Genomic DNA, 26,993 nt, shown 5'->3' on the forward strand with positions numbered 1-26,993 from the left:
CCGTCCCGGCCCACGGGGCTGCCCCTACCCGCTGCCGTCCGTGCGATTCAGGGCCGCCGAGGTGAGAAGGCCCTCCCCAAAACCGCGCGGGCGACCGCCGGTGTCCGCGTCGGTGAGGGGGTGCGTCCGCCGGCCGCGGAGTCGTGTCCGGGGCTCGGAGTTGTCCACAGTCGCCGAGTTGTCCACAGGGTCTGACGCCCTCGGGCCGACGGCGGTACGGTCGCCACGAGTTGATGTTGTCTGGGCACGGGTGCGGATGTGCGCGCGGTGGGGGAGGCGGTCGTGGTGACCGAGATCGGTGCGGGAGCGGCGGGTTCGGTGCCGGCGCGGCAGGGGGCCTCTCACGGGGCGCGGCCGGAGAGCCGGCAGGAATCCCGGGGGGAAACCGGGCAGGAGGCGCGGCCGGAGATCCGGCAGGAGGTGGCCGACGGCGGGCGTGCGCGCCGGCTGCCGTGGGTGCGGGGCTTCGCCCGGTGGTCCGGGCAGGGATCCACCGCGGGGGACGGGGCGCCGGAGGGCGGGTCGCCCAAGAAGGAGGGGAAGGCGCTGCGCCACAGGGTGCCGCGTTCCGCGCACGCCGCTCTGGACCTGGACGCCTCCCGTCCCGACGCGGTGACGGCGGTCGAGCAGTCCAACCTCGGCCGGATACCGGAGCTGACCCCGATCCGGGTGGGCCGGATGGCGGCGACGCCGTTCGCCTTCCTGCGCGGTTCGGCGGGCCTCATGGCTCACGACCTGGCGCGTACGCCCATGACCGGTGCAGCGGCGCAGATATGCGGGGACGCCCACGCGGCCAACTTCGGGCTGTACGGCGACGCCCGCGGCGGCCTGGTCATCGACCTGAACGACTTTGACGAGACGGTCCACGGCCCCTGGGAGTGGGACCTCAAGCGGCTGGCCACCTCGCTGGTGCTCGCCGGCCGGGAGGCGGGCTGCGACGAGGAGAGCTGCCGCGAGGCCGCCCACGACGCGGTGGGCGCCTACCGGCGCACCATGCGGCTGCTGGCCAAGCTCCCGGCCCTGGACGCGTGGAACGCCATCGCGGACGAGGAACTGGTCTCCCACACCGACGCCCACGACCTGCTCGGCACGCTCGAGCGGGTCTCGGAGAAGGCGCGGGCCAACACCAGCGGACGCTTCGCGGCCAAGTCGACCGAGCCCACCGAGGACGGCGGCCGCCGCTTCGTGGACGCCCCGCCGGTGCTGCGGCGGGTGCCGGACGCGGAGGCCGCGGCGGTGGCCGCCTCGCTGGAGCAGTACCTGACCACGCTCTCCGAGGACCGGCTGCCTCTGCTGGCCCGTCACGCGGTGCACGACGTCGCCTTCCGGGTGGTCGGCACGGGCAGCGTGGGCACCCGGTCCTACGTGGTGCTGCTGCTGGACCACCGCGGCGAGCCGCTGGTCCTGCAGGTGAAGGAGGCGAGGCCCTCCGCGCTGCTGCCGCATCTGGCGACGGCCGGATTCGAGGTGCCCGAGGTGGCGCACGAGGGCCGGCGGGTGGTGCTCGGCCAGAAGCGCATGCAGGTGGTGAGCGACATCCTGCTGGGCTGGACGACGGTCGACGGACTGCCCTTCCAGGTGCGGCAGTTCCGCAACCGCAAGGGCAGCGTCGACCCGGCCGCGCTCGCGGCCGACCAGATGGACGACTACGGCCGCATGACCGGCGCCCTGCTGGCCCGCGCCCACGCCCACAGCGCCGACCCCCGCCTCATCGCCGGCTACTGCGGCAAGAACGAGGAACTCGACGAGGCCGTCGCCGCCTTCGCCGTCGCCTACGCCGACCGCACGGAGGCGGACCACGCGGACCTGGTGGCGGCGGTGCGGGCAGGCAGGATCGCGGCAGAGACAGGGGTGTGACGGGAGGCAGGGGTGTGACAGGAGGCAGGGGTGTGACCGGAGACAGGGCGTGACCGGAGACAGGGCGTGACCGAAGGCAGCGGTGTGTCGGGGGCGGCACGCGGGGCGGCCGACCTTTCGGGGCGCGGTGAGTCAGGGCGCCGCCCGCGTGGCCTAGGCTGGTCGGGTGACGACCCCGGAAGCTGAGCAGGGTGACGTCGCCGGGGCGGCTCGGGCGACGTCCGACAGTGCTGCGGCACGTCCCGAGGAGCGCTTGGAGCGGGCCGTACGGGCCGCCGAGCAGGCGCTGATCGAGTACGAGATCGCGGTGGAGACCTTCCGAGTGGAGGTCGAGAACTTCTCCCGGCTGCACCAGCAGAGACTCGGCCCGCTCTATGCCCGCCTGGAGGAGCTGGAGGCGCAGATCGCCGAGGCCACCGCGGCACGCACCGGCGACCCCGAGGACCTGCGCAGGGCGGACGAGGCCCGCGCCCGGCTGATGCCGATACCCGGTGTCGAGGAGCTGCTCCACGGCTGGATGGACGGGGAAGGCATGTTCCCGGAGGCCGCGGCGATGCTCACGGACCAGCCCGTGCGGCCTCCGCAGCGGGTGCGCCCCAGCGAGGAGGCCCGCAGGCTCTACCGCGAGCTGGCCCGCAAGGCCCACCCCGACCTGGCGCCGCGGGAGGAGGAGCGCGAGCGGCGCGAGGAGTTCATCACTCGCGTCAACGCCGCCTACGCCCGGGGCGATGAGACGGAGCTGCGGGAGCTGGCCGCGGAGTGGGCCGCGGGCCCGGCGCCCGCCGAGCGGGAACCGAGTCCCAGCGAGGAGCTCTACGCCCGTCTGGAGTGGCTCGCGCAGCGCAAGGAGCTGCTCACGATGCTCGCGAAGGAGCTGGAGGACAGCGCGATCGCCTCGATGCTCCGCCTGGCTCCCGACGACCCCGACCGGCTCCTGGAGGAGATCGCCGAGCAGCTGCGCGCCGACGTGACGGCTCGCGAGGCTGAACTGGCCGCGTTGCTGGGGCAGGGCTGAGCGACGGCGTTCCCGTGCCCGCTTCGGGTAGCGTCGGGGTCATGCATTTCGGAGCTGGTGTGCCCACGGTCGAGGTCGGCGATCTCAAGGACGACGACTTCCTGCTGGACGTCCGCGAGGACGACGAGTGGCAGGCGGGCCACGCCGAGGGGGCGCTGCACATCCCGATCAGTGAGTTCGTGGCGCGCTACGGCGAGCTGACCGAGGCAGCGCCGCAGGACGGGCGCGTCCATGTGATCTGCCGCTCGGGCGGACGCTCGGCCCAGGTCACGATGTACCTGGTCCAGCAGGGCGTCGACGCGGTGAACGTCGACGGCGGCATGCAGGTGTGGGCGGCCTCCGGCCGGCCGGTCGTGACCGACGAGGGCCGGCCGGGCCACGTGCTCTGAGGCCGTAGACCGCGGCGACCGAGGCGAACGCGGCGCCCGAGGGACCCGTGGGATCCGCGGCGTCCGTGCGGCGTCAGCCGAGGGGATGTGCTGTCACCGGCCGGCGGGCCTTCGGCCGGGTGCCGAGGGATGGCCCTGACGGTGTGTCAAGACACAACAGGTCCCAGGGAAAAGGGGGACGGTGCGGCGGCCCCCCCCGCACGCGGCAGGCGGCCGGTCCTCAGCGGTCGAAGTCCAGTTCCACCTGCTCGGTCGCCGGATGCGACTGGCACGCCAGCACGTACCCCGCCTCGGTCTCCTCCGGTTCCAGCGCGAAGTTGCGGTCCATGCGCACCTCGCCCGTCACCAGGAAGGCCCGGCAGGTGCCACACACGCCGCCCTTGCAGGCGTAGGGCGCGTCGGGCCGGTTGCGCAGCACCGTCTCCAGCAGGGTCTCCCCGTCCTGGACCGGCCAGCTTCCGCCGCGCCCGTCGAGCCGGACGGTCACCGTGCTGTGGGCGGGGGTCACGGCCGTCTGGGCGGGAGCCGTACCCGCGTCCACGTGGAAGATCTCCTGGTGGATCCGGGTGCGGGCCACCCCGAGCCCGCGCAGGGCCCGCTCGGCGCCCTGCACCAGCCCGTAGGGCCCGCACAGGAACCAGCCCGCCACGTCCCCCACGGGCAGCAGCGCCGGAAGCAGGTCCGTGAGGCGCTCCTCGTCCAGCCGGCCGGACGGCAGGCCCGCCTGCTGCTCCTCCCGGGAGAGCACCGTCACGAGGTGCAGCCGGTCCGGGAAGCGGTCCTTCAGGTCGGCGACCTCCTCCAGGAACATCGTCGAGGCGGTCGTGCGGTCGCTGCGGATCAGGCAGAAGCGGGCGCCGGGCTCACGCGTCAGCAGGGTCGAGGCGATCGACAGCACCGGCGTGATGCCGCTGCCGCCGACCACGGCCGCGTAATGGCCGGGGGCGGGCTCCAGCGTGAAACGTCCCGCCGGGGTCATCACCTCCAGCTCGTCTCCGACGTCGATCGCCTTGAGCGCGTACGTGGAGAACGCGCCACCCTCCACCAGCCGCACGCCGACCCGCAGCGTCCGCGGCCCGTCGCCGCCGGGCTCCGGTGCGGGGGAGCAGATCGAGTACGTCCGCCGTATCTCCGCCCCTTCGGCCGTCCGCCGCAGGGCGAGGTGCTGGCCCGGTGCGTGCCGGTACTCGGCGCGCAGCTCCGGCGGTACCGCGAGTGTCAGGGCCACGGAGTCGTCGGTGAGCCGGTCGACCGCTGTCACCCGCAGCGGATGGAAGCGGGCCATCACACCTCCTTGAAGTGGTCGAACGGTTCGCGGCAGGACAGGCAGCGCCGCAGCGCCTTGCACGCGGTGGAGGAGAACCGGCTGAGCAGCTCGGTCTCGGCCGCACCGCAGTGCGGGCAGGGGACGGGGGCGGCCGCGCCCACCGGGTCCGGGGACAGCGTGCGCGTCGGGCCGAGCTCCAGCGCGACCTGTCCCGAGCCGTCGCGCTGTCCCGAGCCGTCGCGCACACGCGGCGGCGCTATGCCGAACTCCCGCAGTTTGCGGCGCCCTTCGTCGGAGATGTCGTCCGTCGACCATGCGGGTGCCAGCACCGTGCGGACGGTGACCTCCCGCAGGCCGTGCTCGCGCAGCACCCGCTCGATGTCCTGGGACATCGCCTCGACGGCCGGGCAGCCGGTGTAGGTCGGGGTCAGCTCGACGTCGACGGCGTCCGCGCCGCGCAGGTGCACCGCGCGCACCACGCCCAGCTCCTGCAGGGTCAGCACGGGCAGCTCGGGGTCGGGCACCGAGCCGGCGAGGCGCAGCAGCTCCGTCTCCAGCGGGGTCGCGGTGGTCACCATGACGCCCCCGGGTGGCTGCGGTGCAGGTGCTGCATCTCGGCGAGCATCCGTCCGAACGGCTCGGTGTGCAGGCCCTGCCGGCCCGCGCCTGCCGCCCACGCCCCCGACTGCGGACCCTCGGGCAGGGGCAGGGTGGCCCGGCGCAGCACGTCGCTCACGGACTCCAGCCAGGCCGACCGGAGCGCCGTCCAGTCGACGTCCAGTCCCTCCACCGGCTGGAACATCTCGCCGGTGAACCGCCACAGCGCCTGGCAGGCCCGCCGCATCCGCTCGTGGCTGACGTCCGTGCCGTCGCCGAGCCGCAGCGTCCACTGCTCGGCGTGGTCGCGGTGGTAGGCGACCTCCTTGACGGCCTTCGCCGCGAGCGGGGCGAAGACCCCGTCAGCGGCGGCCAGCCGGGCGTACAGGAGGTGCTGGTAGGTGGAGAAGTAGAGCTGGCGGACGATGGTGTGCGCGAAGTCGCCGTTGGGCTGCTCGACCAGCTGGAGGTTGGTGAAGGCGCGCTCCTCGCGCAGATACGCCAGCTCGTCCTCGTCACCGACCATCGACAGCAGTACGCGGGCCTGCCCCAGCAGGTCCAGCGCGATGTTGGCGAGGGCGACCTCCTCCTCCAGGACGGGGGCGTGCCCCGCCCACTCCCCCAGCCGGTGGGAGAGCACCAGGGCGTCGTCGCCCAGGGCGAGGGCGGCCGTCGTCGCGACAGTGGCGGTCACAGGTGCTTCACCCCCTCCGGGATCTCGTAGAAGGTCGGGTGCCGGTAGGGCTTGTCGGCGGACGGCTCGAAGAACGGGTCCTTCTCGTCCGGCGAGGACGCGGTGATCGCCGAGGACGGCACGACCCAGATGGAGACGCCCTCGCCGCGCCGCGTGTAAAGGTCCCGCGCGTTGCGCAGGGCCAGCTTCGCGTCCGGGGCGTGCAGGCTGCCGGCGTGGGTGTGGGACAGGCCGCGCCGGGAGCGCACGAAGACCTCCCACAGGGGCCAGTCGGTGTTGGTCATGCCTGCTTCACTCCCGTCTCACCGGTGTGCCTGGCGGCGTGGGCCACGGCCGCCTCCCGCACCCACGCGCCCTCGTCATGGGCCCGTCGGCGCTGGGTGATGCGCTGTTCGTTGCACGGTCCGTTGCCCTTGAGGACGTCGTAGAACTCCGTCCAGTCGATGGCGCCGAAGTCGTGGTGCCCCCGCTCCTCGTTCCACCTCAGGTCCGGGTCGGGGAGGGTGAGGCCGAGGCTCTCGGCCTGGGGGACGCAGATGTCGACGAAGCGCTGGCGCAGCTCGTCGTTCGAGTGCCGCTTGATCTTCCAGGCCATCGACTGCGCCGAGTGCTGGGAGGCGTCGTCGGGCGGGCCGAACATCATCAGCGACGGCCACCACCAGCGGTTCACCGCGTCCTGGGCCATCTCGTGCTGCTCGGGGGTGCCGCGGCTGAGGGCGAGCAGCAGTTCGTACCCCTGGCGCTGGTGGAAGGACTCCTCCTTGCAGATGCGGACCATCGCGCGCGCGTACGGCCCGTAGGAGCAGCGGCACAGGGGCACCTGGTTGGTGATCGCGGCGCCGTCCACCAGCCAGCCGATCGCGCCGACGTCCGCCCAGGTCAGAGTGGGGTAGTTGAAGATCGAGGAGTACTTCTGGCGGCCGGTGTGCAGCTTGTCGAGCAGCTCGTCGCGACCGGTGCCGAGGGTCTCCGCCGCGCTGTACAGATACAGCCCGTGGCCCGCCTCGTCCTGGACCTTGGCCATGAGGATGGCCTTGCGGCGCAGGGAGGGGGCGCGGGTGATCCAGTTGGCCTCCGGCTGCATGCCGATGATCTCGGAGTGGGCGTGCTGGGCGATCTGCCGCACCAGCGTCGCGCGGTAGCCGTCGGGCATCCAGTCGCGCGGCTCGACGCGCTCGTCGGCGGCCACGGCGGCGTCGAAGGCCCGCTGCTGGGCGTCGGTGCTCTCCGTGCCCGAGGCGTCGTGCGCCTGGGTGCGGGCCGGCTGGTGCGCGGCTGCTGTCGCCATGCGGTCCCCCTTCGACTTCGCTCCATGTCTTCCGACCGATCGTTCGGTCCGGTGGGATCCATGGTGGGGCGCGGCGCCGCGGGGTGTCAACCGCTGTGGACAACGCACGGGCCGCCTGTGGACGAACCGCTTCCCTCCCGTCTCGGCCGCTTGTCCTCGTGCCTTGTCCCCGTGCCCTGTCTCCCCGCCTTGGCTGCGCGGTTCGTCTCCCGCTCCCCTTCCTGCGATCCTGTGTCCGCGGTCTTTTGTCTGTGTCCGGTCATCGCTGCACGGCCGAAGGACCGTCGGCGTACCGGCGGGGGCCGGGGGTGTGCCCGGAGGGCGGGCATGAGTACCGTTCCGTGCGGCGCCGAGGACCGTAGGACGGACGGGGATGGGGAACGGGGCGGAATGGACGCGTACGACGAGGACTCGAACGCCCCGGACGGCGGGGCGCCCCCGGGCGACGCCGCGGCCGGCGGCCCGTCCGGTGCCCACGACCCGCTCGGCGCCGGGGGCACCCCCGGTGTCGGCGATCGGCCCCCTCTCGGCGAACCGTCCGGCGCGCCCGCCCGGCCCGGCGCAGGCGACCCGTCCGGCGCAGGCGACCCGTCCGGCCCGGGCGGTCATTCCGTCGCGCCCGGCCCGGGCGGTCATCCCGTCGTGCCCGGCCCCCGCGCCGAGGCCCGGGCCGGGGTCGCCGCGCTCTCCACGCCCTACCGGGTCGGTGCGGCGCTGGCGCTCGCGGTCGTGGCGGTGACCGCCTGTGTGCACCTGGGCATGGTGTTCCTGCACGTCGCGCCGTCGAACACGATGACGAAGCAGCACGGCAAGGCCGTGGACGACTGGGTCTACCCGGAGTTCGAGCAGAACTGGAAGCTCTTCGCGCCGAACCCGTTGCAGCAGAACATCGCGGTGCAGGTGCGGGCCGAGGTCGCCACCGGCGCCGGCGGCCTGCGCACCACCGGCTGGTACGACCTGTCGGCACAGGACGGCCGGGCCATCGACGGCAATCCGGTGCCCAGCCACACCCAGCAGAACGAACTGCGCCGCGCCTGGGACTTCTACGGCGCCAGCCACACCAACGAGAACCGCCCGGCGGGCCTGCGCGGCATGCTCGCCGAGCAGTACCTGCGCCGGATCGTCGTGCTGCGCCTCGGCCGCGACCACGCGGCCGGCCCGCACGGGGTGATCCAGCGCGTCCAGGTCCGCAGCCGTACCAGCAATGTGCAGCCGCCGGTGTGGAGCGGGGAGAAGGTGCCGGACACGCCCGCCTACCGCGTGCTTCCCTGGTGGACGGTGCCGAGTGGCGAGCTTGAGGGGGGTGTGCGGTGAACCGGCTCTCGCTCTGTTTCTCCCGGGGCATAGCCCGGGTCACCGAGGCCGCCCTCGGCCCGTACCAGGCGGCCGTGATCCGTATCGGCTTCTCGCTGACCTGGCTGCTGTTCCTGCTGCGCGAGTTCCCCCACCGCCAGGAGCTCTACGGGCCGGACGCGCCCTGGAGCTGGGATCTCGCCGAGCAGCTGACCGCGAGCAACGGCTCCTTCACGGTCCTGCTGTGGTCCCGGGGACAGCTGTGGTTCGAGATCGTCTACGTGCTGGCCGTGCTGGCGAGTCTGCTGCTGATGCTGGGCTGGCGGACCCGCACGCTCTCCGTGCTGTTCATGGTCGGGGTGCTGTCGCTGCAGAACCGCAGCGTCTTCGCCGGTGACGGCGGTGACAACGTCCTGCACCTGATGTCCCTGTACCTGGTCTTCACGCGCTGCGGCCAGGTGTGGTCGCTGGACGCGCGGCGGGCCCGGCGCGCTGCGGCGGCCCGCGCGCGCGGGGAGCGGACGCCCGACCGGGCCGGTCCCCTCCTGTGGGCCGTGCTCGGGCTGGTCCTGATCGCGGTGACCGGGGCGGGCAGGATGCGGGGCGAGTGGCTCGTCCCCGCGCTCCTGTGGGGTGTGTGGGTGGCGCAGGCCCTGTGGTGGGCCGTCGGGCGCCGGGACCGGTGGTCGCAGCCGCGGATCCTGCTCGACGTCATCGCCAACCTGGTGCACAACGCCGCGCTGCTCGTGATCGCGGCGGAGGCGTGCCTGATCTACGCGACGGCCGGCTGGTACAAGATCCAGGGCTCGCGCTGGCAGGACGGCACCGCCGTCTACTACCCGCTCCACCTGGACTACTTCTCGCCCTGGCCCGTGCTCGGCGACCTGCTGTCGGCCAGCGGCACCATGGTGATGCTGGTGACCTACGGGACGGTGGCCGTCCAGGTCGCCTTCCCGTTCACGCTCTTCAACCGGCGGGTCAAGAACGTCCTGCTGGCGGCCATGATGACCGAGCACGCGGTGATCGCCGTCGTCCTGGGGCTGCCGTTCTTCTCGCTCGCGATGATCGCGGCGGACGCGGTGTTCCTGCCGACCTCCTTCCTGCACCGCGTGGGCGGCTGGGCGGCACACGCGCGGGGGCGGCTGCGCTCGCGGGCCGGCCGGCCGGCGCCGGAGGGCGCCCGCTCCCCGGGGGACGGCGAGCCCGTCCGCGTAGGCTTCGGGGCATGACCGACCCCGTTTCCCGCTGGCGCCGGCTCGCCGGGGACTGCGTGCTGCTCGACGGCTTCCACGCCCTCAAGCACGCGGTGCGTTTCGGTGCCGAGGTGCCGGTGGCGGTCACCGCCGACCGGCGGGAGGCGCTCGCCCTCGCCGACGAACTGGCGCCGGACGTACGGGACCGGCTGGACGTCCTGCTGGCCGAGGTCCCGCGGGAGACCTACGCATCCCTCGTGGCCCGGCCCCACCCGACCGCCGTCGCCGCCCTCGCCGTACGGCCCCCCCGCGAGGACCGTCTGGCGGTGCTGGCCCGCATGCCCCGAAGCGCGCCCGTGGTGGTCCTGGACCAGCCGCGCAACCTGGGCAACGCGGGGGCCGTGATCCGGCTGGCCGCCGGTTTCGGGGCCACCGGAGTGGTCACCACCGGAACCCTCGACCCGTGGCACCCCACCGTGGTGCGCGGCGGGGCGGGGCTGCACTTCGCGACCGCCGTGGAGCGGCTCGGCGTCGACGAACTGCCGCCCGGTCCGCTGTTCGCCCTCGACCCGGAGGGCGAGGACATCCGGGGGCTGAAGCTGCCGGACGACGCCGTGCTCGCCTTCGGCTCCGAGCGCAGCGGCCTGTCCGGCGGGCTGCGCGAGCGCGTCGATCACTTGCTGGCGCTGCCGATGCGCCCCCGGGTCTCCAGCTACAACCTCGCCACCAGCGTGGCGATGACGCTGTACCACTGGAGCGCCGGCGGGGGCGCACCGCTCACGTCCTGAGGGCCTCCTCTAGGCCTCCCGGCGGACCTCCACCACCCGGAACCGGTTGGCCACGAACGCCCCGTCGCACAGGGCCGCGTTGGCCGCCGGGTTGCCGCCCGATCCGTGGAAGTCGGAGAAGGCGGCGGTCTGGTTGACGTACACCCCGCCGGTGAGGTTGAGGGACAGCTGGGCGGCCTCCTCCAGGCACACCTCCTGCACGGCCCGCTCGAACTCGTCGTCGGTGGTGTAGGCGCCCACCGTCATCGCGCCCTTCTCGCGGATCGTGCGGCGCAGCAGCTCCACCGCGTCCGCCGCGGAGTCGACCGCGACGGCGAAGGAGACGGGCCCGAAGCACTCGCTCAGGTAGGCGGACTCGGCGTCCGGCTTGGCGCCGTCGAGCTTGACGATCACCGGGGTGCGGACGACCGCGCCCGGGAAGTCCGGGTTGGTGATCTCGCGGGAGGGGAGGGCGACCTCGCCGAGACCGGCGGCGGCCTCCAGCCGCGCCTTCACGTCCGGGTTGACGATCGCGCCGAGCAGGGCGTTCGCCCGGGCGTCGTCGCCGAGCAGGCCGTCGACGGCCTTGGCGAGGTCGGCGGCGACCTCGTCGAAGGACTTGGGGCCCTGGTCGGTGCGGATGCCCTCGCGCGGGACGAGCAGGTTCTGCGGGGTGGTGCACATCTGGCCGCTGTAGAGCGAGAGCGAGAAGGCCAGGTTGGAGAGCATCCCCTTGTAGTCGTCGGTCGACTCCACGATCACCGTGTTGACGCCGGCCTTCTCCGTGTAGACCTGCGCCTGGCGCGCGTTGGCCTCCAGCCAGTCGCCGAAGGCCGTCGACCCGGTGTAGTCGATGATCCTGATCTCGGGGCGGGTGGCCAGGGCCTTGGCGATGCCCTCGCCGGGCCGCTCGGCGGCCAGCGCCACCAGGTTCGGGTCGAAGCCGGCCTCGGTGAGCACCTGGCGGGCCACCTGCACGGTGAGCGCGAGCGGCAGCACCGCGCGCGGGTGGGGCTTCACCAGGACCGCGTTGCCGGTGGCCAGGGACGCGAACAGGCCCGGATAGCCGTTCCACGTCGGGAACGTGTTGCAGCCGATCATCAGCGCGATCCCGCGCGGGACGGGCGTGAACTGCTTGGTGAGGGCGAGCGGGTCGCGCTTGCCCTGGGGCTTGGTCCACTCCGCGGTGTCCGGGGTGCGCACCTGCTCCACATAGGCGTACGCGACCGCCTCCAGACCGCGGTCCTGGGCGTGCGGGCCCCCCGCCTGGAACGCCATCATGAAGGCCTGGCCGGAGGTGTGCATGACGGCGTGGGCGAACTCGTGCGTCCGGTCGCTGATGCGCTTGAGGATCTCCAGGCAGACCACGGCACGCGCCTCCGCGCCCGCGTCGCGCCAGGCGCGCTGCCCGGCTTTCATCGCGGGCAGCAACTGGTCGAGGTCCGCGTGCGGGTAGGTCACGCCCAGGTCGAGGCCGTACGGCGAGACCTCGCCGCCCACCCAGTCGTCGGTGCCGGGCTGGCCGAGGTCGAGGCGGGTGCCCAGCAGGGCGTCGAAGGCGGCCTTGCCCGCGGCCGCGTCCAGGCTGCCGTGCTCCCCGTAGGCCTTCGGGTGCTCGGGGTGGGGCGACCAGTACGCGCGCGTGCGGATCGCCTCCAGCGCCTGGTCGAGAGTGGGCCGGTGCCGTGCGATGAGCTCGTGCGCGGTCAGTTCGGCGGCCATGCGGGACCAACTCCTCGTCTCAAGAACTCTTCTTCGAGCTCATGACCTGGGCAGAACCATGGGCAGGAACGACTGGACAGGGCTAGAGTAACCGAACGATCGGTCGGGACAAGGGGGCCTGCCGCATCTGTGGAAAACCCCGTGCGGGAGGATCGCGCACATGACAGCACTCGACCTCAGCAGCCCCGTGGCCGTCGTCGGCACCGGCACCATGGGCCAGGGCATCGCCCAGGTCGCGCTGGTCGCCGGCCATCCGGTGCGGCTCCACGACACCGTGCCCGGACGGGCCGGGGAGGCGGCCGCCGCGATCGGCGCGCGGCTGGACCGGCTCGTCGAGAAGGGCCGGCTCTCCGCCGCCGACCGGGACGCGGCCCGCGCCCGGCTGCGGCCCGTCGAGGACCTCGCCTCCCTCGCGGACTGCGCGCTCGTCGTCGAGGCCGTGCTGGAGCGGCTGGACGTCAAGCAGGAGCTGTTCCGTGAGCTCGAGGGCGTCGTAGGCGACGACTGCCTGCTCGCCACCAACACCTCGTCCCTGTCGGTGACGGCCGTCGGCGGCGCGCTGCGCAACCCGGGCCGTCTCGTGGGCCTGCACTTCTTCAACCCGGCGCCGCTGCTGCCGCTGGTGGAGGTCGTCTCCGGGTTCGCGACCGACGTCACCTCGGCCACCCGCGCGTACGAGACGGCCCGGGCCTGGGGCAAGACACCGGTCGCCTGCGCGGACACCCCGGGCTTCATCGTCAACCGCATCGCCCGGCCGTTCTACGCCGAGGCGTTCGCCGTCCTCGAGGCGCAGGGCGCCGACCCCGCCACCATCGACGCCGTGCTGCGCGAGTCCGGCGGCTTCCGGATGGGCGCCTTCGAGCTGACCGACCTCATCGGGCAGGACGTCAACGAGTCGGTCACCCACTCCGTGTGGCAGTCGTTCTTCCGGGACGTGCGCTTCACGCCCTCGCTCGCCCAGCGGCGCCTGGTCGAGTCCGGCCGCCTCGGCCGCAAGAGCGGACACGGCTGGTACGACTACGCCGAGGACGCCGAGCGCCCCGAGCCGCACACCGCCGAGAAGGCGCACGCACCCGCGTACGTCGTCGCCGAGGGCGATCTGGGCCCGGCGTCCGAACTGCTCCCGCTGATCCGCGAGGCGGGCATCGCCGTCCGTGAGGAGGACGAGGACCACGGCACCCGCCTGGTGCTGCCCGGCGGCGGCCAGCTGGTCCTCGCCGACGGCCAGACCTCCGTCGAGTTCCGTGACGTCGTCTACTTCGACCTCGCGCTCGACTACCGCAGGGCCACCCGGATCGCCCTGTCCGCCTCGCAGGACACCTCCCCGCAGACCCTGGCGGAGGCCACCGGGCTCTTCCAGGCGCTCGGCAAGGACGTCAGCGTCATCGGCGACGTGCCCGGCATGATCGTCGCCCGTACGGTCGCCCGGATCGTCGACCTGGCGCACGACGCCGTCGCCAAGGGGGTCGCCACCGAGGAGGACATCGACACCGCGATGCGCCTGGGCGTCAACTATCCCCTCGGGCCCTTCGAGTGGAGCCGGCGACTCGGCCGGACCTGGGCCTACGGCCTCCTGGACGACCTGCACCTGCGCGACCCCTCCGGACGCTACGCGCCGTCCCTGGCGCTCTACCGCCACGCGTACGCCACCGACAAGCGGGAGGGCACCTCATGACCACCGCCAGGCGCGACACGTACACCCCCGAGACGCTGCTCACCGTCGCCGTGCGGGTCTTCAACGAGCGCGGCTACGACGGCACGTCCATGGAGCACCTGTCCAAGGCGGCCGGCATCTCCAAGTCCTCGATCTACCACCATGTCGCCGGCAAGGAGGAGTTGCTGCGCCGGGCCGTCAGCCGGGCGCTGGACGGGCTCTTCGGCATCCTCGGCGAGGAACCCGCGCGCGTGGGGCGCGCGGCGGGCCGCCTGGAGTACGTCGTGCGGCGCATGGTGGAGGTGCTCATCGCCGAACTGCCGTACGTGACGCTGCTGCTGCGCGTGCGCGGCAACACCGGCACCGAGCGCTGGGCGCTGGAGCGGCGCCGCGAGTTCGACCACCGGGTGGCCGAGCTGCTGAAGGCGGCGGCCGCGGAGGGGGACGTGCGCGGCGACGTGGAGGTGCGGCTCGCGACCCGGCTCGTCTTCGGGATGATCAACTCGATCGTGGAGTGGTACCGGCCGGACGGGCGCGGCATGAGCGAGCGCGAAGTGGCCGACGCAGTGGTGCAGTTGGTCTTCGGAGGCCTGCGCAAGGCGGACTGAGCGGCCGCCACCGGACGCCTCCGGGCCCGGCCCGTCAGCCCTGGGGCTCCAGGTCCTCCTCCTCGAACACCAGCAGCGTGCGGGTGCTGAGCACCTCGGGGATCGCCTGGAGACGGGTGAGCACCACTTCGCGCAGGGCCCGGTTGTCCGGGGTGTGCACGAGGAGCAGCACATCGAAGTCGCCGCCCACCAGCGCGATGTGGGAGGCACCGGGCAACTGCCTGAGTTGCTCCCGCACCGTGCGCCAGGAGTTCTGCACGATCTTCAGGGTGATGTACGCCGAGGTGGCCTGACCCGCGCGTTCGTGGTTCACGCGGGCCCCGAACCCGCGGATCACGCCGTCGTCGATGAGGCGGTTGATCCGCGCGTAGGCGTTGGCGCGCGAGACGTGGACCCGTTCGGCGACCGACCGTATCGAGGCGCGGCCGTCCGTCTGGAGCATCTGCAGGATGTCCTGATCAATGGCGTCCAGCGGGCGCGGCGGCGGCAGCTCGGCAGCGCTCGGGCCCTCGGCCATTTGTTCAGACGCCATGTCCCCCCGCCTTTCCGCCGTGGACGTACTGCGTACATCTCAGGTTGTGGAGAACCGTTTGTCCACAGCCTGGGGTCGCCTGTAGCCAAAATGTGCCGACGACCGAACAATCGGTAGGTGAGGCGGGTCACAGCCGACACGCCTCCCGTAGCCGCTCCCACGAGGAGGTGCCGTCATGACGGTCATGGAGCAGCGGGGCGCGTACCGGCCATCGCCGCCGCCCGCCTGGCAGCCCCGTACCGACCCCGCGCCGCTGCTGCCCGACCCGGAGCCGTACCGCGTCCTGGGCACGGAGGCCGCCGCCAAGGCCGATCCGGAGCTGCTGCGCCGCCTGTACGCGCAGCTGGTGCGCGGCCGTCGGTACAACGCGCAGGCCACCGCGCTCACCAAGCAGGGCCGTCTGGCCGTCTACCCCTCCAGCACCGGCCAGGAGGCGTGCGAGGTCGCGGCCGCTCTCGCCCTGGAGGACCGTGACTGGCTCTTCCCCAGCTACCGGGACACGCTCGCCGTCGTCGCGCGCGGAGTGGAGCCCGTCGAGGCCCTCACCCTGCTGCGCGGTGACTGGCACACCGGCTACGACCCCTACGAGCACCGCGTGGCGCCGCTGAGCACCCCGCTCGCCACCCAGCTGCCGCACGCCGTGGGCCTGGCCCACGCCGCCCGCCTCAAGGGCGACGACGTGGTCGCGCTGGCCATGGTCGGCGACGGCGGCACCAGCGAGGGCGACTTCCACGAGGCGCTCAACTTCGCCGCCGTCTGGCAGGCCCCGGTCGTCTTCCTCGTCCAGAACAACGGCTTCGCCATCTCCGTCCCGCTCGACAAGCAGACCGCCGCCCCCTCGCTCGCCCACAAGGCCGTCGGGTACGGGATGCCGGGCCGCCTGGTCGACGGCAACGACGCCGCCGCCGTCCACGAGGTCCTCTCCGACGCCGTACGCAACGCGCGCGCGGGTGGCGGTCCGACGCTGATCGAGGCGGTGACGTACCGCATCGACGCCCACACCAACGCCGACGACGCCACCCGCTACCGCGGCGACGCCGAGGTCGAGACCTGGCGCGACCACGACCCCATCGCGCTGCTGGAGCGGGAGCTGACCGGGCGGGGCCTGATCGACGAGGACGGCATCCGGGCCGCGCGCGAGGACGCCGAGACGATGGCCGCCCGGCTGCGCGAGCGCATGAACCAGGACCCGTCGCTCGACCCGACGGACCTGTTCGCCCACGTGTACGCCGAGCCCACCCCGCAACTGCGCGAGCAGCGGGCCCAGCTGCGGGCCGAGCTGGAGGCCGAGTCCGAGTCCCAGGAGGGTACGGCCCGATGACCACCGTCGCGCTCAAGCCGGCCACCATGGCCCAGGCCCTCACGCGCGCGCTGCGCGACGCGATGGCCGCCGATCCCGCCGTGCACGTCATGGGCGAGGACGTCGGCACCCTCGGCGGGGTCTTCCGCGTCACCGACGGACTCGCCAAGGAGTTCGGCGAGGACCGCTGCACGGACACCCCGCTGGCCGAGGCCGGCATCCTCGGCACCGCCGTCGGCATGGCCATGTACGGCCTGCGCCCGGTCGTCGAGATGCAGTTCGACGCCTTCGCCTACCCGGCCTTCGAGCAGCTCATCAGCCATGTCGCGCGGATGCGCAACCGCACCCGCGGCAGGATGCCCCTGCCGATCACCGTCCGCGTCCCCTACGGCGGCGGCATCGGCGGTGTCGAGCACCACAGCGACTCGTCCGAGGCGTACTACATGGCGACTCCGGGGCTCCATGTCGTCACGCCCGCGACCGTCGCCGACGCCTACGGCCTGCTGCGCGCCGCCATCGCCTCCGACGACCCGGTCGTCTTCCTCGAGCCCAAGCGCCTGTACTGGTCGAAGGACTCCTGGAACCCGGAGGAACCGCAGACCGTCGAGCCCATCGGCCGTGCGGTCGTGCGGCGCACCGGCCGCAGCGCCACGCTGATCACGTACGGCCCGTCCGTGCCCGTCTGCCTCGAGGCCGCCGAGGCGGCGCGGGCCGAGGGCTGGGACCTGGAGGTCGTCGACCTGCGCTCCCTGGTGCCGTTCGACGACGAGACCGTCTGTGCGTCGGTGCGGCGCACCGGGCGGGCGGTCGTCGTGCACGAGTCGGGTTCCTTCGGCGGGCCGGGCGGGGAGATCGCCGCCCGCGTCACGGAGCGCTGCTTCCACCACCTGGAGGCTCCCGTGCTGCGCGTGGCCGGGTTCGACATCCCCTACCCGCCGCCGATGCTGGAGCGGCACCACCTGCCGGGTGTCGACCGGATCCTGGACGCCGTGGCGCGTCTGCAGTGGGAGGCCGAGAGCTGATGGCACAGGTGCTGGAGTTCAAGCTCCCCGATCTCGGGGAGGGGCTCACCGAGGCGGAGATCGTGCGCTGGCTGGTGCAGGTGGGCGACGTCGTCGCCGTCGACCAGCCGGTCGTCGAGGTCGAGACGGCCAAGGCGATGGTCGAGGTGCCCTGCCCGTACGGGGGCGTGATCACGGCCCGGTACGGCGAGGAGGGCACCGAACTGCCCGTCGGCGCCCCGCTGCTGACGGTGGCGGTCGGCGAACCGGCCGCCGGGGACGACAGCCGGGGCTCCGGCAACGTCCTGGTGGGGTACGGCACCGGAGCGCCCCCGGCGCGCCGCCGACGGGTGCGCCAGGCGCCGGTCGCGCAGGCGTCGGGCGCGGGTCCGGACACGTCCGCTCCGGGTGCGCCGGCCGCGGGTGCGGCGGGCGCACGCCCAGGCCTGGCCGCCGCGAACGGCGGTCCGGCACCGTCGGCCGCCGCCCAGGCGGTCACGGCCGGGTCGGCGACCCTGAACGGCCGTGCCGGTACGGCCGTCCCCGGCCCGGCGGCCGACCGCTCGGCCGACGGACCCGTCCCGGTCATCTCCCCGCTCGTCCGCCGGCTCGCCCGGGAGAACGGCCTGGACCTGCGCCGCCTCTCCGGTTCCGGCCCCGACGGGCTGATCCTGCGCGCGGACGTCGAGGGCGCGCTGCGGGCCGGCACGGCGCCGGGCCGTACGGGGGCGCCGGGCGCGGAGGCCACGGCCACGTCCGGCACGGCCGTGTCGGGCACGTCCGCGTCCGCCGCCGAGACGGCCGCCGAGACGGCCGCCGGTGCCCGGCGGGCCTCCCGCGGTGGCGCCGGCACGCGCATCCCCCTCAAGGGTGTGCGCGGTGCCGTGGCCGACAAGCTGTCCCGCAGCCGCCGGGAGATCCCGGACGCCACCTGCTGGGTGGACGCCGACGCCACGGAGCTGATGCGGGCGCGGGCGGCGATGAACGCCGCCGGGGGCCCGAAGATCTCCCTTCTCGCCCTCCTCGCCCGGATCTGCACGGCCGCGCTCGCGCGCTACCCGGAGCTCAACTCCACGGTGGACATGGAGGCCAGGGAGGTCGTCCGGCTCGACGAGGTGCACCTCGGCTTCGCCGCGCAGACCGAGCGAGGGCTCGTCGTCCCGGTCGTACGGGACGCGCACGCGCGGGACGCCGAGGCGCTGACCGCCGAGTTCGCCCGGTTGACCGAGGCGGCCCGGGCGGGCACCCTGACGCCCGCGGAACTGACCGGCGGCACCTTCACGTTGAACAACTACGGGGTGTTCGGCGTCGACGGCTCCACGCCGATCATCAACCACCCCGAGGCCGCCATGCTCGGCGTCGGCCGCATCGTCCCCAAGCCCTGGGTGCACGAGGGCGAGCTGGCGGTGCGGCAGGTCGTCCAGCTCTCGCTCACCTTCGACCACCGGGTGTGCGACGGCGGCACGGCGGGCGGTTTCCTGCGGTATGTGGCGGACTGCGTGGAACAGCCGGCGGTGCTGCTGCGCACGGTGTGACGCCGGGGTCCCGCCCGCATTCCCTGTGATCGCGGGCGGGACGCATACTCGGGGGGTGACCGCCTACGAGCCACCCGGCGCACCCGGCGCACCCGGCGCACCCGGCGCACCCGGCGCACCCGGCGCCCCTGACGTGCCCGACAGGTCCGGCGCAGTGGAGGCTGCCGGGCGTGTGCCGGACGAGGGTGCCGCCTACGACGCCGTCGTGCTCGCCGGCGGTGCCGCCCGGCGGCTCGGCGGCGCGGACAAACCCGGGGTGCGGGTCGGCGGCCGCGCCCTGCTCGACCGGGTGCTGGGCGCCTGTGCCGGGGCGCGCACGACCGTCGTCGTGGCCGAACCGCGGCCGACCCCGCGCCCCGTGCTGTGGGCGCGCGAGGAGCCGCCCGGCGCCGGTCCGCTCGCCGCGCTCGACGCCGGGCTGCGCCGCACCACGGCGGACCACGTCGTCGTGCTCTCCGCCGATCTGCCGTTCCTCGAAGAGGCCGCCGTGCGGCGGCTGTTGGACGCCCTGCGGGCGGGCCGCGCGGACGGCGCGCTGCTCACCGACGCCGAGGGGCGCGACCAGCCGCTCGTGGCCGCGTACCGCACGGCCTCACTGCGGCGCGGGCTGGCGGCCCTCGCCGCGCCCGCATCCGGCGGCGGCTCCGAACCCGGCGGCGCCGCGAGCGGCGCCCTCACCGGCCTGCCGCTGCGCCGGCTGACCGCCGATCTCGACCTCACCCGCGTCCCCGACCCCGTCGCGTCCTTCGACTGCGACACCTGGGACGACATCGCCGACGCCAGGGCACGCATCAGGGAGCATGGGCACGTGTTGGATGAATGGATTTCCGCAGTCAAGGACGAGCTGGGCATCGACCTGGACGTCGACACCGGCGGCCTGCTCGACCTGGCCCGCGACGCCGCCCACGGCGTGGCCCGCCCGGCGGCGCCCCTGACCACCTTCCTCGTCGGTTACGCCGCCGCGAAGGCCGGGGGCGGCCCCGAGGCGGTCGCCGAGGCCGCCCGCAAGGCCGTCGCCCTCGCCCAGCGCTGGGCGGACGAGAGCGACGCCGACGCGGGGCCCGGCGCCGACCGGGACGCCGGATGACCGCCCGCGGCGTCCGCACCGGCGAGGACGCCGAGGATCTCGACGTCGAGGAGGTGCTCGCGCTCGTGAAGGAGGGCAACGTCCCCGCACCGGGCGACGGTCACGGCGACATCCGAATTCCGGGCCACGGCGACGGCGACGGCCCCGGGACCGCCCCGGGGAGCGGCGCCGGAGACGCCCCCGGCCCGGCCCACCTCCGCGACACCGCCCGCACGGGATACGACGACGCCTCGTGGGACAGCCGTGACGACACCGCCTCCGCCCCCGGCGACGCGCCCCCCGAGGGGGAGCACTCCGGCCGGGGCGGCGCCGCGGCCGGTCACGGCGGCCCGCACTCCGCGGAAGCCCGTCACCGGGCCACCCCCTGGCCCGACGCCCGCGAGATCGCCGCCCGGGCGGCCCGTGCCTCGGTCCCCCGAGGAGCCGCCGCCGATGACACCCCCGCCGGCGCCCGCCGTGCCACCGTGTCGGTGCCCCTCGACGCCGCCCTGGGCCTGGTCCTGGCCGCCCCCCTCGCCGCTCTCACCGACCTGCCCTCCTTCGACACCTCCGCCATGGACGGCTGGGCCGTGGCCGGCCCCGGCCCCTGGGACGTCCGGGACGAGGGCGTTCTGGCCGGGCACGCGCGACCCGAGCCGCTGACCGACGGCGAGGCCGTGCGGATCGCGACCGGCGCCCGCGTACCGCAGGACTCCACGGCGGTGCTGCGCAGCGAGCACGGCCGCATGGACGACAAGGGCCGGCTGCACTCGACCCGCGAGGTCGTGCACGGTCAGGACATCCGTCCGCGCGGCCAGGAATGCGGGAGCGGCGACCAGTTGCTGCCCCTCGGCACCCTCGTCACCCCGGCCGTGCTCGGCCTCGCCGCGGCCGCCGGGTACGACACCCTCGCCGCGGTCCCCCGGCCCCGCGCCGAGGTCTTCGTGCTCGGCGACGAGCTGCTCGCCGAGGGCCTGCCGCACGACGGCCTGATCCGGGACGCGCTCGGCCCGATGCTGCCCCCCTGGCTGCGGGCGCTCGGCGCCGAGGTCACCGCCGTACGCAGGATCGGCGACGACGCCGGGGCCCTGTACGAGGCGGTCACCGGATCCGGGGCCGACCTGGTCGTCACCACCGGGGGCACCGCCGCCGGACCCGTCGACCACGTCCACCCCATCCTGCACCGCATCGGCGCCGAGTTCCTGGTGGACGGCGTCCAGGTCCGCCCGGGCCACCCGATGCTCCTGGCCCGCACCAAGGAGCACCAGCACCTCGTCGGCCTGCCCGGCAACCCCCTGGCGGCCGTCTCCGGCCTGCTCACGCTCGCCGAACCGCTGCTGCGCACCCTGGCGGCGCGCCCGGCGCCGGAGCCGTACACGCTGCCGCTGAGCGACGCGGTGCACGGGCATCCGTACGACACCCGGCTGGTCCCCGTCGTGCTGCGCGGGGACCACGCGGTTCCCCTGCACTACAACGGGCCGGCCATGCTGCGGGGCGTGGCCGCCGCCGACGCGCTGGCCGTCGTACCACCGGGCGGCGCGCGGGCGGGGCAGGAGGCGGAGCTGCTCGATCTGCCCTGGGCCGCCGCCGGCATCGGGGTGTGTTTCACGTGAAACTTCCGGGCCACGACGCGATCGCCCGCCAAGCGGACGAACATCTCGTGACCCATCGGGTGAGACTTCCGAAGAGGGTGGTGGAGCGTCCGGTCCGGCAGGTCGGCAAACGGCTGGCCCTCGCCCTGCTGGTGCTGGTCGCGACAGTCCTCATCGTCTACGCCGACCGCGAGGGCTACCGCGACAGCTCGGACGGCTCGGTCGACTTCCTGGACGCGGCGTACTACGCGACGGTCACCCTCTCCACCACCGGCTACGGCGACATCACGCCCGTCAGTGACGCCGCCCGGCTCACCAACATCTTCGTCATCACGCCGTTGCGTGTGCTGTTCCTGATCATCCTCGTCGGCACCACGCTCGAGGTCCTCACCGAACGCACGCGGGAGGAATGGCGCCTCAACCGCTGGAGGTCCACCTTGCGTGACCACACCGTCGTCGTCGGCTTCGGCACGAAGGGGCGGTCGGCCCTGCAGACCGTCTGTGCGACGGGGTTGAAGAAGCAGCAGGTCGTCGTGGTCGATCCGAGCGCGAAGGTGGTCGACGCGGCCACGGCGGACGGTTACGCGGGGGTGGTCGGGGACGCCACGCGCAGCGAGATCCTCAAGCGGGCGGAGGTGGAGCGGGCCCGGCAGATCATCGTGGCCACGCAGCGGGACGACACCGCGGTGCTGGTGACGCTGACAGCGCGGCAGCTCAACCGGGGGGCGAAGATCGTGGCGGCGGTGCGCGAGGAGGAGAACGCGCCGCTGCTCCGGCAGTCCGGGGCGGACGCGGTCATCACGAGCGCGAGCGCGGCGGGGCGTCTGCTGGGGCTGTCCGTGCTGAGTCCGGCCGCAGGCATGGTCCTGGAGGACCTCATCCAGCAGGGGAGCGGCCTGGACCTCGTCGAACGGCCCGTCATAAAGACCGAGGTGGGCAGGGGGCCGCGGGAGACGGACGACCTGGTGGTCAGCGTCGTACGGGGGCACCGGGTGCTCGGATACGACGACCCTTCGCTCGGCGCGCTGCAATTGACGGACCGTCTGATCACCATCGTGCGGGCCACACCGGGCACCCAGGTCACCCCGCACGCGCGGCCGCTGCCCACGGACTGACCGCCGCCTGCCCCGCGGCCGCGCGCCACCTGCCCGGTGGCCGGGTGCGGTCTGCCCGCTGACCAGGCGTCACCTGACCGGCGACCCCGGGCGTCGGCCGTCCGCTCCGCCCGCCCGGGGCAGGGGCGCGCCGTTCCCGAGGGAGCGAGGAGTAGCGTCGGCCCCATGCATGCGATCACGATTCCCGAACCTGGCGGACCCGAGGCATTGGTGTGGGACGAGGTGCCGGATCCGGTGCCCGGCGAGGGCGAGGTGCTGGTCGAGGTGGTGGCCAGCGCCGTCAACCGGGCCGACATCCTGCAGCGCCAGGGCTTCTACGACCCGCCGCCCGGCGCCTCCCCGTACCCCGGTCTGGAGTGCTCCGGGCGGATCGCCGCACTGGGGCCCGGCGTGTCGGGCTGGGCGGTCGGCGACGAGGTGTGCGCGCTGCTCTCGGGCGGCGGCTACGCCGAGAAGGTGGCCGTTCCGGCGGGTCAGCTGCTGCCCGTGCCCGAGGGCGTCGACCTGAGGCAGGCCGCGGCGCTGCCCGAGGTGACCTGCACGGTCTGGTCCAACGTCTTCATGATCGCCCACCTGCGTCCCGGCGAGACGCTGCTCGTGCACGGCGGCTCCAGCGGCATCGGCACGATGGCGATCCAGCTCGGCCGTGCCGTGGGCGCCGCGGTGGCCGTCACCGCGGGCACCAAGGAGAAGCTGGAGCGCTGCGCCGAGCTGGGCGCCGAGGTCCTGATCAACTACCGGGAGCAGGACTTCGTGGCCGAGGTGAAGGAGGCCACCGGCGGTGCCGGGGCCGACGTCATCCTCGACAACATGGGCGCCAAGTACCTCGACCGCAACGTCAAGGCGCTCGCCGTCAACGGCCGGCTCGCGATCATCGGGATGCAGGGCGGTGCCAAGGGCGAGCTGAACATCGGCGCCCTGCTCGCCAAGCGGGCCGCGATCAGCGCGACCTCGCTGCGGGCCCGTCCGCTGGAGGAGAAGGCGGCCATCGTCGCTGCCGTGCGCGAGCACGTCTGGCCGCTGATCGCCGCCGGTCACGTCCGGCCGATCGTCCATCGCGAAGTGCCCATGGGTGACGCGGCGGCCGCCCACCGGATCGTGGAGGAGAGCAGCCACATCGGCAAGGTCCTCCTCGTCGCCGGCTGACCTCCCCGGCCCCGAAGCCCCCGGACGCCCGCGCCCGCCACGGCGTGACCAGCGGCGGTGCTGCCAGCCCACGGCGCGACCAGCCACGGCGCGCCCAGGCCCTCTCTTTCGGATCTTGCCGGGCTCGCGCCTCGGAAGGGCCCTAGCCGCGCCGCACCCTGAGGCCGACGAAGGCGAGGCCCAGGCCGAGGCCGATCAGGACGAGCCCGCTGCCGAGGGGCAGGATCCGCAGCACGGGCTCGGCCGCGGAGGCGCTCCGGGCGGCGGACCGTGCCGCCGGGTCCCCCGGCGGCACGGACGCGGCGGGAGCGGCCTCCTCGGGTGTCCGGGGTGCGGCCGTCTCCGTCGGCGCGCCGGTCGGGTCACCGCCTTCCTCCCGCGCACCCTCGTCCCAGGCGCCGTCGTCCCGCCCGCCCTGGTGCCGCTCCCTCGCGCCCTCGTCCTCCGGCGGGGCCGTGTCGTCGCCCTCCACCCGGGCGTCCGGCCCCGTCGACCGCCCCGGATGCTGCCGTCCCTCGCCGGGACGGCTCCCGGCCCGGGACGGCTCGGCGGAGTGCCGGGAGGAGGTGGAGGAGGACGCGGCAGCCGGACGGGCCGAGGCGGACGCGGAGGCCGGGCGGTGGGCGGACGAGGCCGTCGGGGACGGACGGGCGGAGTCGGACGCCGGGTGCCCGGGGGCACCTTCGGGCGCCGGGCGCGCGGAGGCGGCGGAGGGGGAGGCGGGCGCCGGACGGGCGGCCGTGGGGTCCGGGGAGACCTTCCCCGGGTCGTACGACGAGGCGGAGCCACAGGGCAGGGCGACGGCTCCCAGCACGGCCAGCACTCCCGTCGTGCGCAGTGCGATGCGCGGCCATGGAGTCACGTCGTGGACCCCCTCACGGTGCCCGGTCGGCGGATCGGTGGATCCGTGGCACCACACTCACATCACCGTCCCGATCCGGCATTCCGGGCGCGGCCGATGGGTCGACACGGCCTCGCGTGGGTGCCCCGATCCGGGGCGACACGGTGGATCAGCTTCCGCGGGGGGCACCACAGAGGTGAGGTGTACGGGTGCGAGAGAATGGCGGCATGGAGATGCCGAGGAACGAACGGTCGCCGGAGAACCCCCAGATCCTGGTCGTCGGCCAGGACGGCATGGCGCTCGGCGGTGGTGGTGGCGACGACGACGTCCGCGAGATCCCGGTGACGGAGCAGGTGGAACAGCCTGCCAAGGTCATGCGGATCGGCAGCATGATCAAGCAGCTTCTGGAGGAGGTGCGGGCGGCTCCTCTGGACGAGGCGAGCCGGAACCGGCTGAAGGAGATCCACGCCAGCTCGGTCAAGGAGCTGGAGGACGGCCTGGCGCCGGAGCTCGTCGAGGAGCTGGAGCGGCTGTCCCTGCCGTTCACGGACGAGGGGACGCCCAGCGACTCGGAACTGCGCATCGCGCAGGCCCAGTTGGTCGGCTGGCTGGAGGGGCTCTTCCACGGCATCCAGACCACCCTGTTCGCCCAGCAGATGGCCGCGCGGGCCCAGTTGGAGCAGATGCGCCGCGCGCTTCCTCCGGGCCTCGGCCCCGAGGGGGGCGACGACCCCCGCGCCGGCGGCCGTTCGGGCGGACCGTACCTGTAGGCCGGTGAGCCCGTGGGCCCGCCGGCCCACGGGTTCACCGCAGAGACCGAGAAAGGGGCCCGGCAGCCGAACTGCCGGGCCCCTTCACCGTGTCACGGACGGAGCACTCAGGAGGCGGGGTTGCCCGTCGAGACGCCGAGCTGGATCTCGGGCATGTTCTTCGGGTCGACGTCCGTGCCCGCGGCGGGGAACTGGTTCATGACGGTGCCGTCGCCGTAGGTGTTCTCGTCCATGTCCTTGACGCTCACCTTCCAGCCCGCCGCCTGCAGGCAGGCCTTGACCGACTTGACGTACTTGTACTGGAAGTTGGGCACCCGGATCTTCGCGGGGTCGTTGTACGACTCCTGCGGCTCCGTGCACTCGCTGCTGTCGATCGTCCTGGACGGGTCCGGCCCGCGGTAACCCGCCGCCTTGGACGCCGAGGCGCTGGCGCTGCCGCTCGGGTGGGCGGTGCCGCCGTTGTCGTCGCCCTTGTTGTGCAGCACCAGGGCCAGGATCAGGCCGAAGACGGCGATGCCGGCGACGGCGACCGAGCCGACGACCACCGGCCGGCCGCTCCGGCCGCCCGGACCGCCACCCATGGGCGTGGTCTGCGGCGACATCGTGTACGGCGGCGGGGTCGAGGCCTGCTGGTGCGCGTACGGCGAGGGGGCGGGCGTCTGGTAGCCGCCCTGCTGCGGATAGCCGTACGCCGGGGACGGCCCGGAGGGGACCGGGTTGCCGTACGGGTTGGGGACCGGCTGGTAGGGCGTCTGGATGTTGCCCGAGGGCGCCGGGTTCGCCTGGTCGACCGGCGGGAACACCGCCGAGCCGACGCCCGCGCCGCTGGAGGTCTGGACGCCGGGGACGATGCTCGGCGGGGCCGCCTGGACGGAGGACGCCACGCGCAGGCACTCGTCGCGCATGGCCTCGGCGTTGGGGAAGCGCTCGTTCGGGTTCTTCTTCAGCGCGCGGGCGACCAGCGCGTCCACCGCCGGCGGCAGGGAGCGGTTGATCGAGGAGGGCGACACCGGCTCCTCCTGAACATGCGCGTAGGCGATGGCCAGCGGCGAGTCGGCGTCGAACGGCAGGCGTCCGGTGACCAGCTGGAAGAGCATGATGCCGACGGAGTACAGGTCGGACCGCGCGTCCACGCCCCGGCCGAGGGCCTGCTCCGGCGACAGGTACTGCGGGGTGCCGACGACCATGCCGGTCTGCGTCATGGAGGTGACGCCCGACTGCATGGCGCGGGCGATGCCGAAGTCCATCACCTTGACGACGCCGCGCTTGGTCATCATCACGTTGCCCGGCTTGATGTCGCGGTGGACGAGGCCCATCTCGTGGCTGATCTCCAGCGCGGCGAGCACGTCCGCGGTGATCTTCAGGGCCTTGTCGGCGGGCATGGCGCCCTGCCGGCGGACGTCCTCCTCGAGCACCGAGCCCAAGGGCCGTCCCTCGACGTACTCCATGACGATGTACGGCATCGTGGTGCCGTCGAGCTCGTCCTCGCCGGTGTCGAAGACCGAGACGATGTTCGTGTGCGTGAGTTTCGCCACTGACTGGGCCTCGCGGCGGAACCGCTCCCGGAACGCCTGCTCCCGGCCCAGCTCGGTGTGGAGCGTCTTGATGGCCACCTGGCGGTCGAGCACGGAGTCGTAGGCGAGATGCACCGAGGCCATGCCGCCCTCACCGAGCAAGTCGCGCAGCTGGTAGCGGCCGCCGGCCAGTGCCCGCCCCGCGAACCGGCTCTGTGCGCCGTCCTGGCTCATGTT

Annotated in this window: 25 protein-coding genes; 16 read left to right on the forward strand and 9 right to left on the reverse strand. The window is 73.8% G+C overall.

The genetic code is table 11. From position 1 onward, the window contains the following. Window positions 1-408: 408 nt before the first annotated feature. The 3 genes from ACF1A5_RS08865 to ACF1A5_RS08875 all read left to right on the forward strand — a co-directional run bounded on the left by ACF1A5_RS08865 (window position 409) and on the right by ACF1A5_RS08875 (window position 3,261). Window positions 409-1,857, forward strand: coding sequence for a DUF2252 domain-containing protein (locus ACF1A5_RS08865; RefSeq protein ID WP_392192431.1), 1,449 nt, complete (start codon window positions 409-411; stop codon window positions 1,855-1,857). A 166-nt stretch (window positions 1,858-2,023) separates the two neighbouring features. Further along, on the forward strand, window positions 2,024-2,872 hold the full coding sequence (locus ACF1A5_RS08870; RefSeq protein ID WP_392192147.1) for a hypothetical protein: 849 nt from the start codon (window positions 2,024-2,026) through the stop codon (window positions 2,870-2,872). 59 nt (window positions 2,873-2,931) lie between these two features. Next, window positions 2,932-3,261 (forward strand): rhodanese-like domain-containing protein, encoded by a 330-nt coding sequence (locus ACF1A5_RS08875; protein WP_392192432.1) that lies wholly within the window; start codon window positions 2,932-2,934, stop codon window positions 3,259-3,261. A 220-nt stretch (window positions 3,262-3,481) separates the two neighbouring features. Here the strand turns inward: ACF1A5_RS08875 and ACF1A5_RS08880 are convergent, their stop codons facing one another. Genes ACF1A5_RS08880 through paaA form a run of 5 tightly spaced genes read right to left on the reverse strand, consistent with a single transcriptional unit; the run spans window position 3,482 to window position 7,107 of the window. Next, window positions 3,482-4,546 carry a 2Fe-2S iron-sulfur cluster-binding protein gene (locus ACF1A5_RS08880; RefSeq protein WP_392192148.1) on the reverse strand — a complete coding sequence of 355 codons (1,065 nt, stop codon included), beginning with the start codon at window positions 4,544-4,546 and terminating at the stop codon, window positions 3,482-3,484. Then, complete coding sequence (paaD, locus tag ACF1A5_RS08885; protein ID WP_392192433.1) at window positions 4,546-5,103, reverse strand: 1,2-phenylacetyl-CoA epoxidase subunit PaaD; 558 nt, start codon at window positions 5,101-5,103, stop codon at window positions 4,546-4,548. Before paaD ends, ACF1A5_RS08880 begins: the two co-directional genes overlap by 1 nt. Then, the gene (gene paaC, locus ACF1A5_RS08890; protein ID WP_392192149.1) at window positions 5,100-5,819 is read right to left on the reverse strand and encodes a 1,2-phenylacetyl-CoA epoxidase subunit PaaC; all 720 of its coding nucleotides are present in this window, start codon (window positions 5,817-5,819) and stop codon (window positions 5,100-5,102) included. The genes paaD and paaC overlap by 4 nt, the downstream gene beginning before the upstream one ends. Continuing rightward, window positions 5,816-6,103 (reverse strand): 1,2-phenylacetyl-CoA epoxidase subunit PaaB, encoded by a 288-nt coding sequence (gene paaB, locus ACF1A5_RS08895; RefSeq protein WP_392192150.1) that lies wholly within the window; start codon window positions 6,101-6,103, stop codon window positions 5,816-5,818. Before paaB ends, paaC begins: the two co-directional genes overlap by 4 nt. Further along, complete coding sequence (gene paaA / locus ACF1A5_RS08900; protein ID WP_392192151.1) at window positions 6,100-7,107, reverse strand: 1,2-phenylacetyl-CoA epoxidase subunit PaaA; 1,008 nt, start codon at window positions 7,105-7,107, stop codon at window positions 6,100-6,102. Before paaA ends, paaB begins: the two co-directional genes overlap by 4 nt. A gap of 390 nt (window positions 7,108-7,497) precedes the next feature. Between paaA and ACF1A5_RS08905 the strand changes: the two genes are divergently transcribed. The 3 genes from ACF1A5_RS08905 to ACF1A5_RS08915 are packed head-to-tail and all read left to right on the forward strand — an operon-like array spanning window position 7,498 to window position 10,381. Continuing rightward, window positions 7,498-8,421 (forward strand): DUF5819 family protein, encoded by a 924-nt coding sequence (locus ACF1A5_RS08905; RefSeq protein WP_392192152.1) that lies wholly within the window; start codon window positions 7,498-7,500, stop codon window positions 8,419-8,421. Continuing rightward, window positions 8,418-9,629 (forward strand): HTTM domain-containing protein, encoded by a 1,212-nt coding sequence (locus ACF1A5_RS08910; protein WP_392192153.1) that lies wholly within the window; start codon window positions 8,418-8,420, stop codon window positions 9,627-9,629. The genes ACF1A5_RS08905 and ACF1A5_RS08910 overlap by 4 nt, the downstream gene beginning before the upstream one ends. Continuing rightward, a complete protein-coding gene (locus ACF1A5_RS08915; protein ID WP_392192154.1) occupies window positions 9,626-10,381 on the forward strand; it encodes a TrmH family RNA methyltransferase in 756 nt (251 codons plus the stop codon). The genes ACF1A5_RS08910 and ACF1A5_RS08915 overlap by 4 nt, the downstream gene beginning before the upstream one ends. 9 nt (window positions 10,382-10,390) lie before the next feature. On the opposite strand, the gene paaN is transcribed toward ACF1A5_RS08915, so the two are convergent. Further along, a complete protein-coding gene (paaN, locus tag ACF1A5_RS08920; RefSeq protein ID WP_392192155.1) occupies window positions 10,391-12,082 on the reverse strand; it encodes a phenylacetic acid degradation protein PaaN in 1,692 nt (563 codons plus the stop codon). Between the two features lie 160 nt (window positions 12,083-12,242). On the opposite strand from paaN, the gene ACF1A5_RS08925 reads away from it, so the two are divergent. After that, window positions 12,243-13,757 (forward strand): 3-hydroxyacyl-CoA dehydrogenase, encoded by a 1,515-nt coding sequence (locus tag ACF1A5_RS08925; protein WP_392192156.1) that lies wholly within the window; start codon window positions 12,243-12,245, stop codon window positions 13,755-13,757. Then, the gene (locus ACF1A5_RS08930; RefSeq protein WP_392192157.1) at window positions 13,754-14,344 is read left to right on the forward strand and encodes a TetR/AcrR family transcriptional regulator; all 591 of its coding nucleotides are present in this window, start codon (window positions 13,754-13,756) and stop codon (window positions 14,342-14,344) included. Before ACF1A5_RS08925 ends, ACF1A5_RS08930 begins: the two co-directional genes overlap by 4 nt. Before the next feature lie 34 nt (window positions 14,345-14,378). On the opposite strand, the gene ACF1A5_RS08935 is transcribed toward ACF1A5_RS08930, so the two are convergent. After that, complete coding sequence (locus ACF1A5_RS08935) at window positions 14,379-14,876, reverse strand: Lrp/AsnC family transcriptional regulator (RefSeq protein WP_392192158.1); 498 nt, start codon at window positions 14,874-14,876, stop codon at window positions 14,379-14,381. A gap of 175 nt (window positions 14,877-15,051) precedes the next feature. Here ACF1A5_RS08935 and pdhA point away from each other — a divergent pair, with 175 nt between their 5' ends. The 7 genes from pdhA (at window position 15,052) to ACF1A5_RS08970 (ending at window position 23,631) form a co-directional block, all read left to right on the forward strand. After that, window positions 15,052-16,197, forward strand: coding sequence for a pyruvate dehydrogenase (acetyl-transferring) E1 component subunit alpha (gene pdhA, locus ACF1A5_RS08940; protein WP_392192159.1), 1,146 nt, complete (start codon window positions 15,052-15,054; stop codon window positions 16,195-16,197). Next, window positions 16,194-17,198, forward strand: coding sequence for an alpha-ketoacid dehydrogenase subunit beta (locus tag ACF1A5_RS08945; RefSeq protein ID WP_392192160.1), 1,005 nt, complete (start codon window positions 16,194-16,196; stop codon window positions 17,196-17,198). Before pdhA ends, ACF1A5_RS08945 begins: the two co-directional genes overlap by 4 nt. Next, on the forward strand, window positions 17,198-18,712 hold the full coding sequence (locus ACF1A5_RS08950; RefSeq protein WP_392192161.1) for a dihydrolipoamide acetyltransferase family protein: 1,515 nt from the start codon (window positions 17,198-17,200) through the stop codon (window positions 18,710-18,712). Before ACF1A5_RS08945 ends, ACF1A5_RS08950 begins: the two co-directional genes overlap by 1 nt. Window positions 18,713-18,767: 55 nt before the next feature. Then, window positions 18,768-19,799: an NTP transferase domain-containing protein gene (locus tag ACF1A5_RS08955; protein WP_392192162.1), complete on the forward strand. Its 1,032-nt coding sequence runs from the start codon at window positions 18,768-18,770 to the stop codon at window positions 19,797-19,799. Next, window positions 19,796-21,391 carry a molybdopterin molybdotransferase MoeA gene (locus ACF1A5_RS08960; protein WP_392192163.1) on the forward strand — a complete coding sequence of 532 codons (1,596 nt, stop codon included), beginning with the start codon at window positions 19,796-19,798 and terminating at the stop codon, window positions 21,389-21,391. The genes ACF1A5_RS08955 and ACF1A5_RS08960 overlap by 4 nt, the downstream gene beginning before the upstream one ends. Beyond that, the gene (locus ACF1A5_RS08965) at window positions 21,388-22,485 is read left to right on the forward strand and encodes a potassium channel family protein (protein ID WP_392192164.1); all 1,098 of its coding nucleotides are present in this window, start codon (window positions 21,388-21,390) and stop codon (window positions 22,483-22,485) included. The genes ACF1A5_RS08960 and ACF1A5_RS08965 overlap by 4 nt, the downstream gene beginning before the upstream one ends. 165 nt (window positions 22,486-22,650) lie before the next feature. Next, window positions 22,651-23,631: an NAD(P)H-quinone oxidoreductase gene (locus tag ACF1A5_RS08970; protein ID WP_392192165.1), complete on the forward strand. Its 981-nt coding sequence runs from the start codon at window positions 22,651-22,653 to the stop codon at window positions 23,629-23,631. A 142-nt stretch (window positions 23,632-23,773) separates the two neighbouring features. Here ACF1A5_RS08970 and ACF1A5_RS08975 read toward each other — a convergent pair whose 3' ends face one another. Continuing rightward, window positions 23,774-24,493 carry a hypothetical protein gene (locus ACF1A5_RS08975; protein ID WP_392192166.1) on the reverse strand — a complete coding sequence of 240 codons (720 nt, stop codon included), beginning with the start codon at window positions 24,491-24,493 and terminating at the stop codon, window positions 23,774-23,776. Between the two features lie 206 nt (window positions 24,494-24,699). Between ACF1A5_RS08975 and ACF1A5_RS08980 the strand changes: the two genes are divergently transcribed. Further along, window positions 24,700-25,242, forward strand: a complete 543-nt coding sequence (locus ACF1A5_RS08980; RefSeq protein ID WP_392192167.1) for a bacterial proteasome activator family protein — start codon at window positions 24,700-24,702, stop codon at window positions 25,240-25,242. 107 nt (window positions 25,243-25,349) lie between these two features. On the opposite strand, the gene ACF1A5_RS08985 is transcribed toward ACF1A5_RS08980, so the two are convergent. Continuing rightward, on the reverse strand, window positions 25,350-26,990 hold the full coding sequence (locus ACF1A5_RS08985; RefSeq protein ID WP_392192168.1) for a protein kinase: 1,641 nt from the start codon (window positions 26,988-26,990) through the stop codon (window positions 25,350-25,352). Window positions 26,991-26,993: the final 3 nt, after the last annotated feature.

This window comes from Streptomyces sp. NPDC014864 (assembly GCF_043081525.1).
In the GTDB taxonomy this organism is placed as follows: domain Bacteria; phylum Actinomycetota; class Actinomycetes; order Streptomycetales; family Streptomycetaceae; genus Streptomyces.

Bases quoted from the DNA above. Each gene is read 5' to 3' on its own strand.
- ACF1A5_RS08880 (WP_392192148.1), bottom strand. From the start codon at position 4,546: ATGGCCCGCTTCCATCCGCTGCGGGTGACAGCGGTCGACCGGCTCACC.
- paaB (WP_392192150.1), bottom strand. From the start codon at position 6,103: ATGACCAACACCGACTGGCCCCTGTGGGAGGTCTTCGTGCGCTCCCGG.
- paaA (WP_392192151.1), bottom strand. From the start codon at position 7,107: ATGGCGACAGCAGCCGCGCACCAGCCGGCCCGCACCCAGGCGCACGAC.
- ACF1A5_RS08905 (WP_392192152.1), top strand. From the start codon at position 7,498: ATGGACGCGTACGACGAGGACTCGAACGCCCCGGACGGCGGGGCGCCC.
- ACF1A5_RS08915 (WP_392192154.1), top strand. From the start codon at position 9,626: ATGACCGACCCCGTTTCCCGCTGGCGCCGGCTCGCCGGGGACTGCGTG.
- paaN (WP_392192155.1), bottom strand. From the start codon at position 12,082: ATGGCCGCCGAACTGACCGCGCACGAGCTCATCGCACGGCACCGGCCC.
- ACF1A5_RS08925 (WP_392192156.1), top strand. From the start codon at position 12,243: ATGACAGCACTCGACCTCAGCAGCCCCGTGGCCGTCGTCGGCACCGGC.
- ACF1A5_RS08930 (WP_392192157.1), top strand. From the start codon at position 13,754: ATGACCACCGCCAGGCGCGACACGTACACCCCCGAGACGCTGCTCACC.
- ACF1A5_RS08935 (WP_392192158.1), bottom strand. From the start codon at position 14,876: ATGGCGTCTGAACAAATGGCCGAGGGCCCGAGCGCTGCCGAGCTGCCG.
- pdhA (WP_392192159.1), top strand. From the start codon at position 15,052: ATGACGGTCATGGAGCAGCGGGGCGCGTACCGGCCATCGCCGCCGCCC.
- ACF1A5_RS08945 (WP_392192160.1), top strand. From the start codon at position 16,194: ATGACCACCGTCGCGCTCAAGCCGGCCACCATGGCCCAGGCCCTCACG.
- ACF1A5_RS08950 (WP_392192161.1), top strand. From the start codon at position 17,198: ATGGCACAGGTGCTGGAGTTCAAGCTCCCCGATCTCGGGGAGGGGCTC.
- ACF1A5_RS08960 (WP_392192163.1), top strand. From the start codon at position 19,796: ATGACCGCCCGCGGCGTCCGCACCGGCGAGGACGCCGAGGATCTCGAC.
- ACF1A5_RS08970 (WP_392192165.1), top strand. From the start codon at position 22,651: ATGCATGCGATCACGATTCCCGAACCTGGCGGACCCGAGGCATTGGTG.
- ACF1A5_RS08980 (WP_392192167.1), top strand. From the start codon at position 24,700: ATGGAGATGCCGAGGAACGAACGGTCGCCGGAGAACCCCCAGATCCTG.
- ACF1A5_RS08985 (WP_392192168.1), bottom strand. From the start codon at position 26,990: ATGAGCCAGGACGGCGCACAGAGCCGGTTCGCGGGGCGGGCACTGGCC.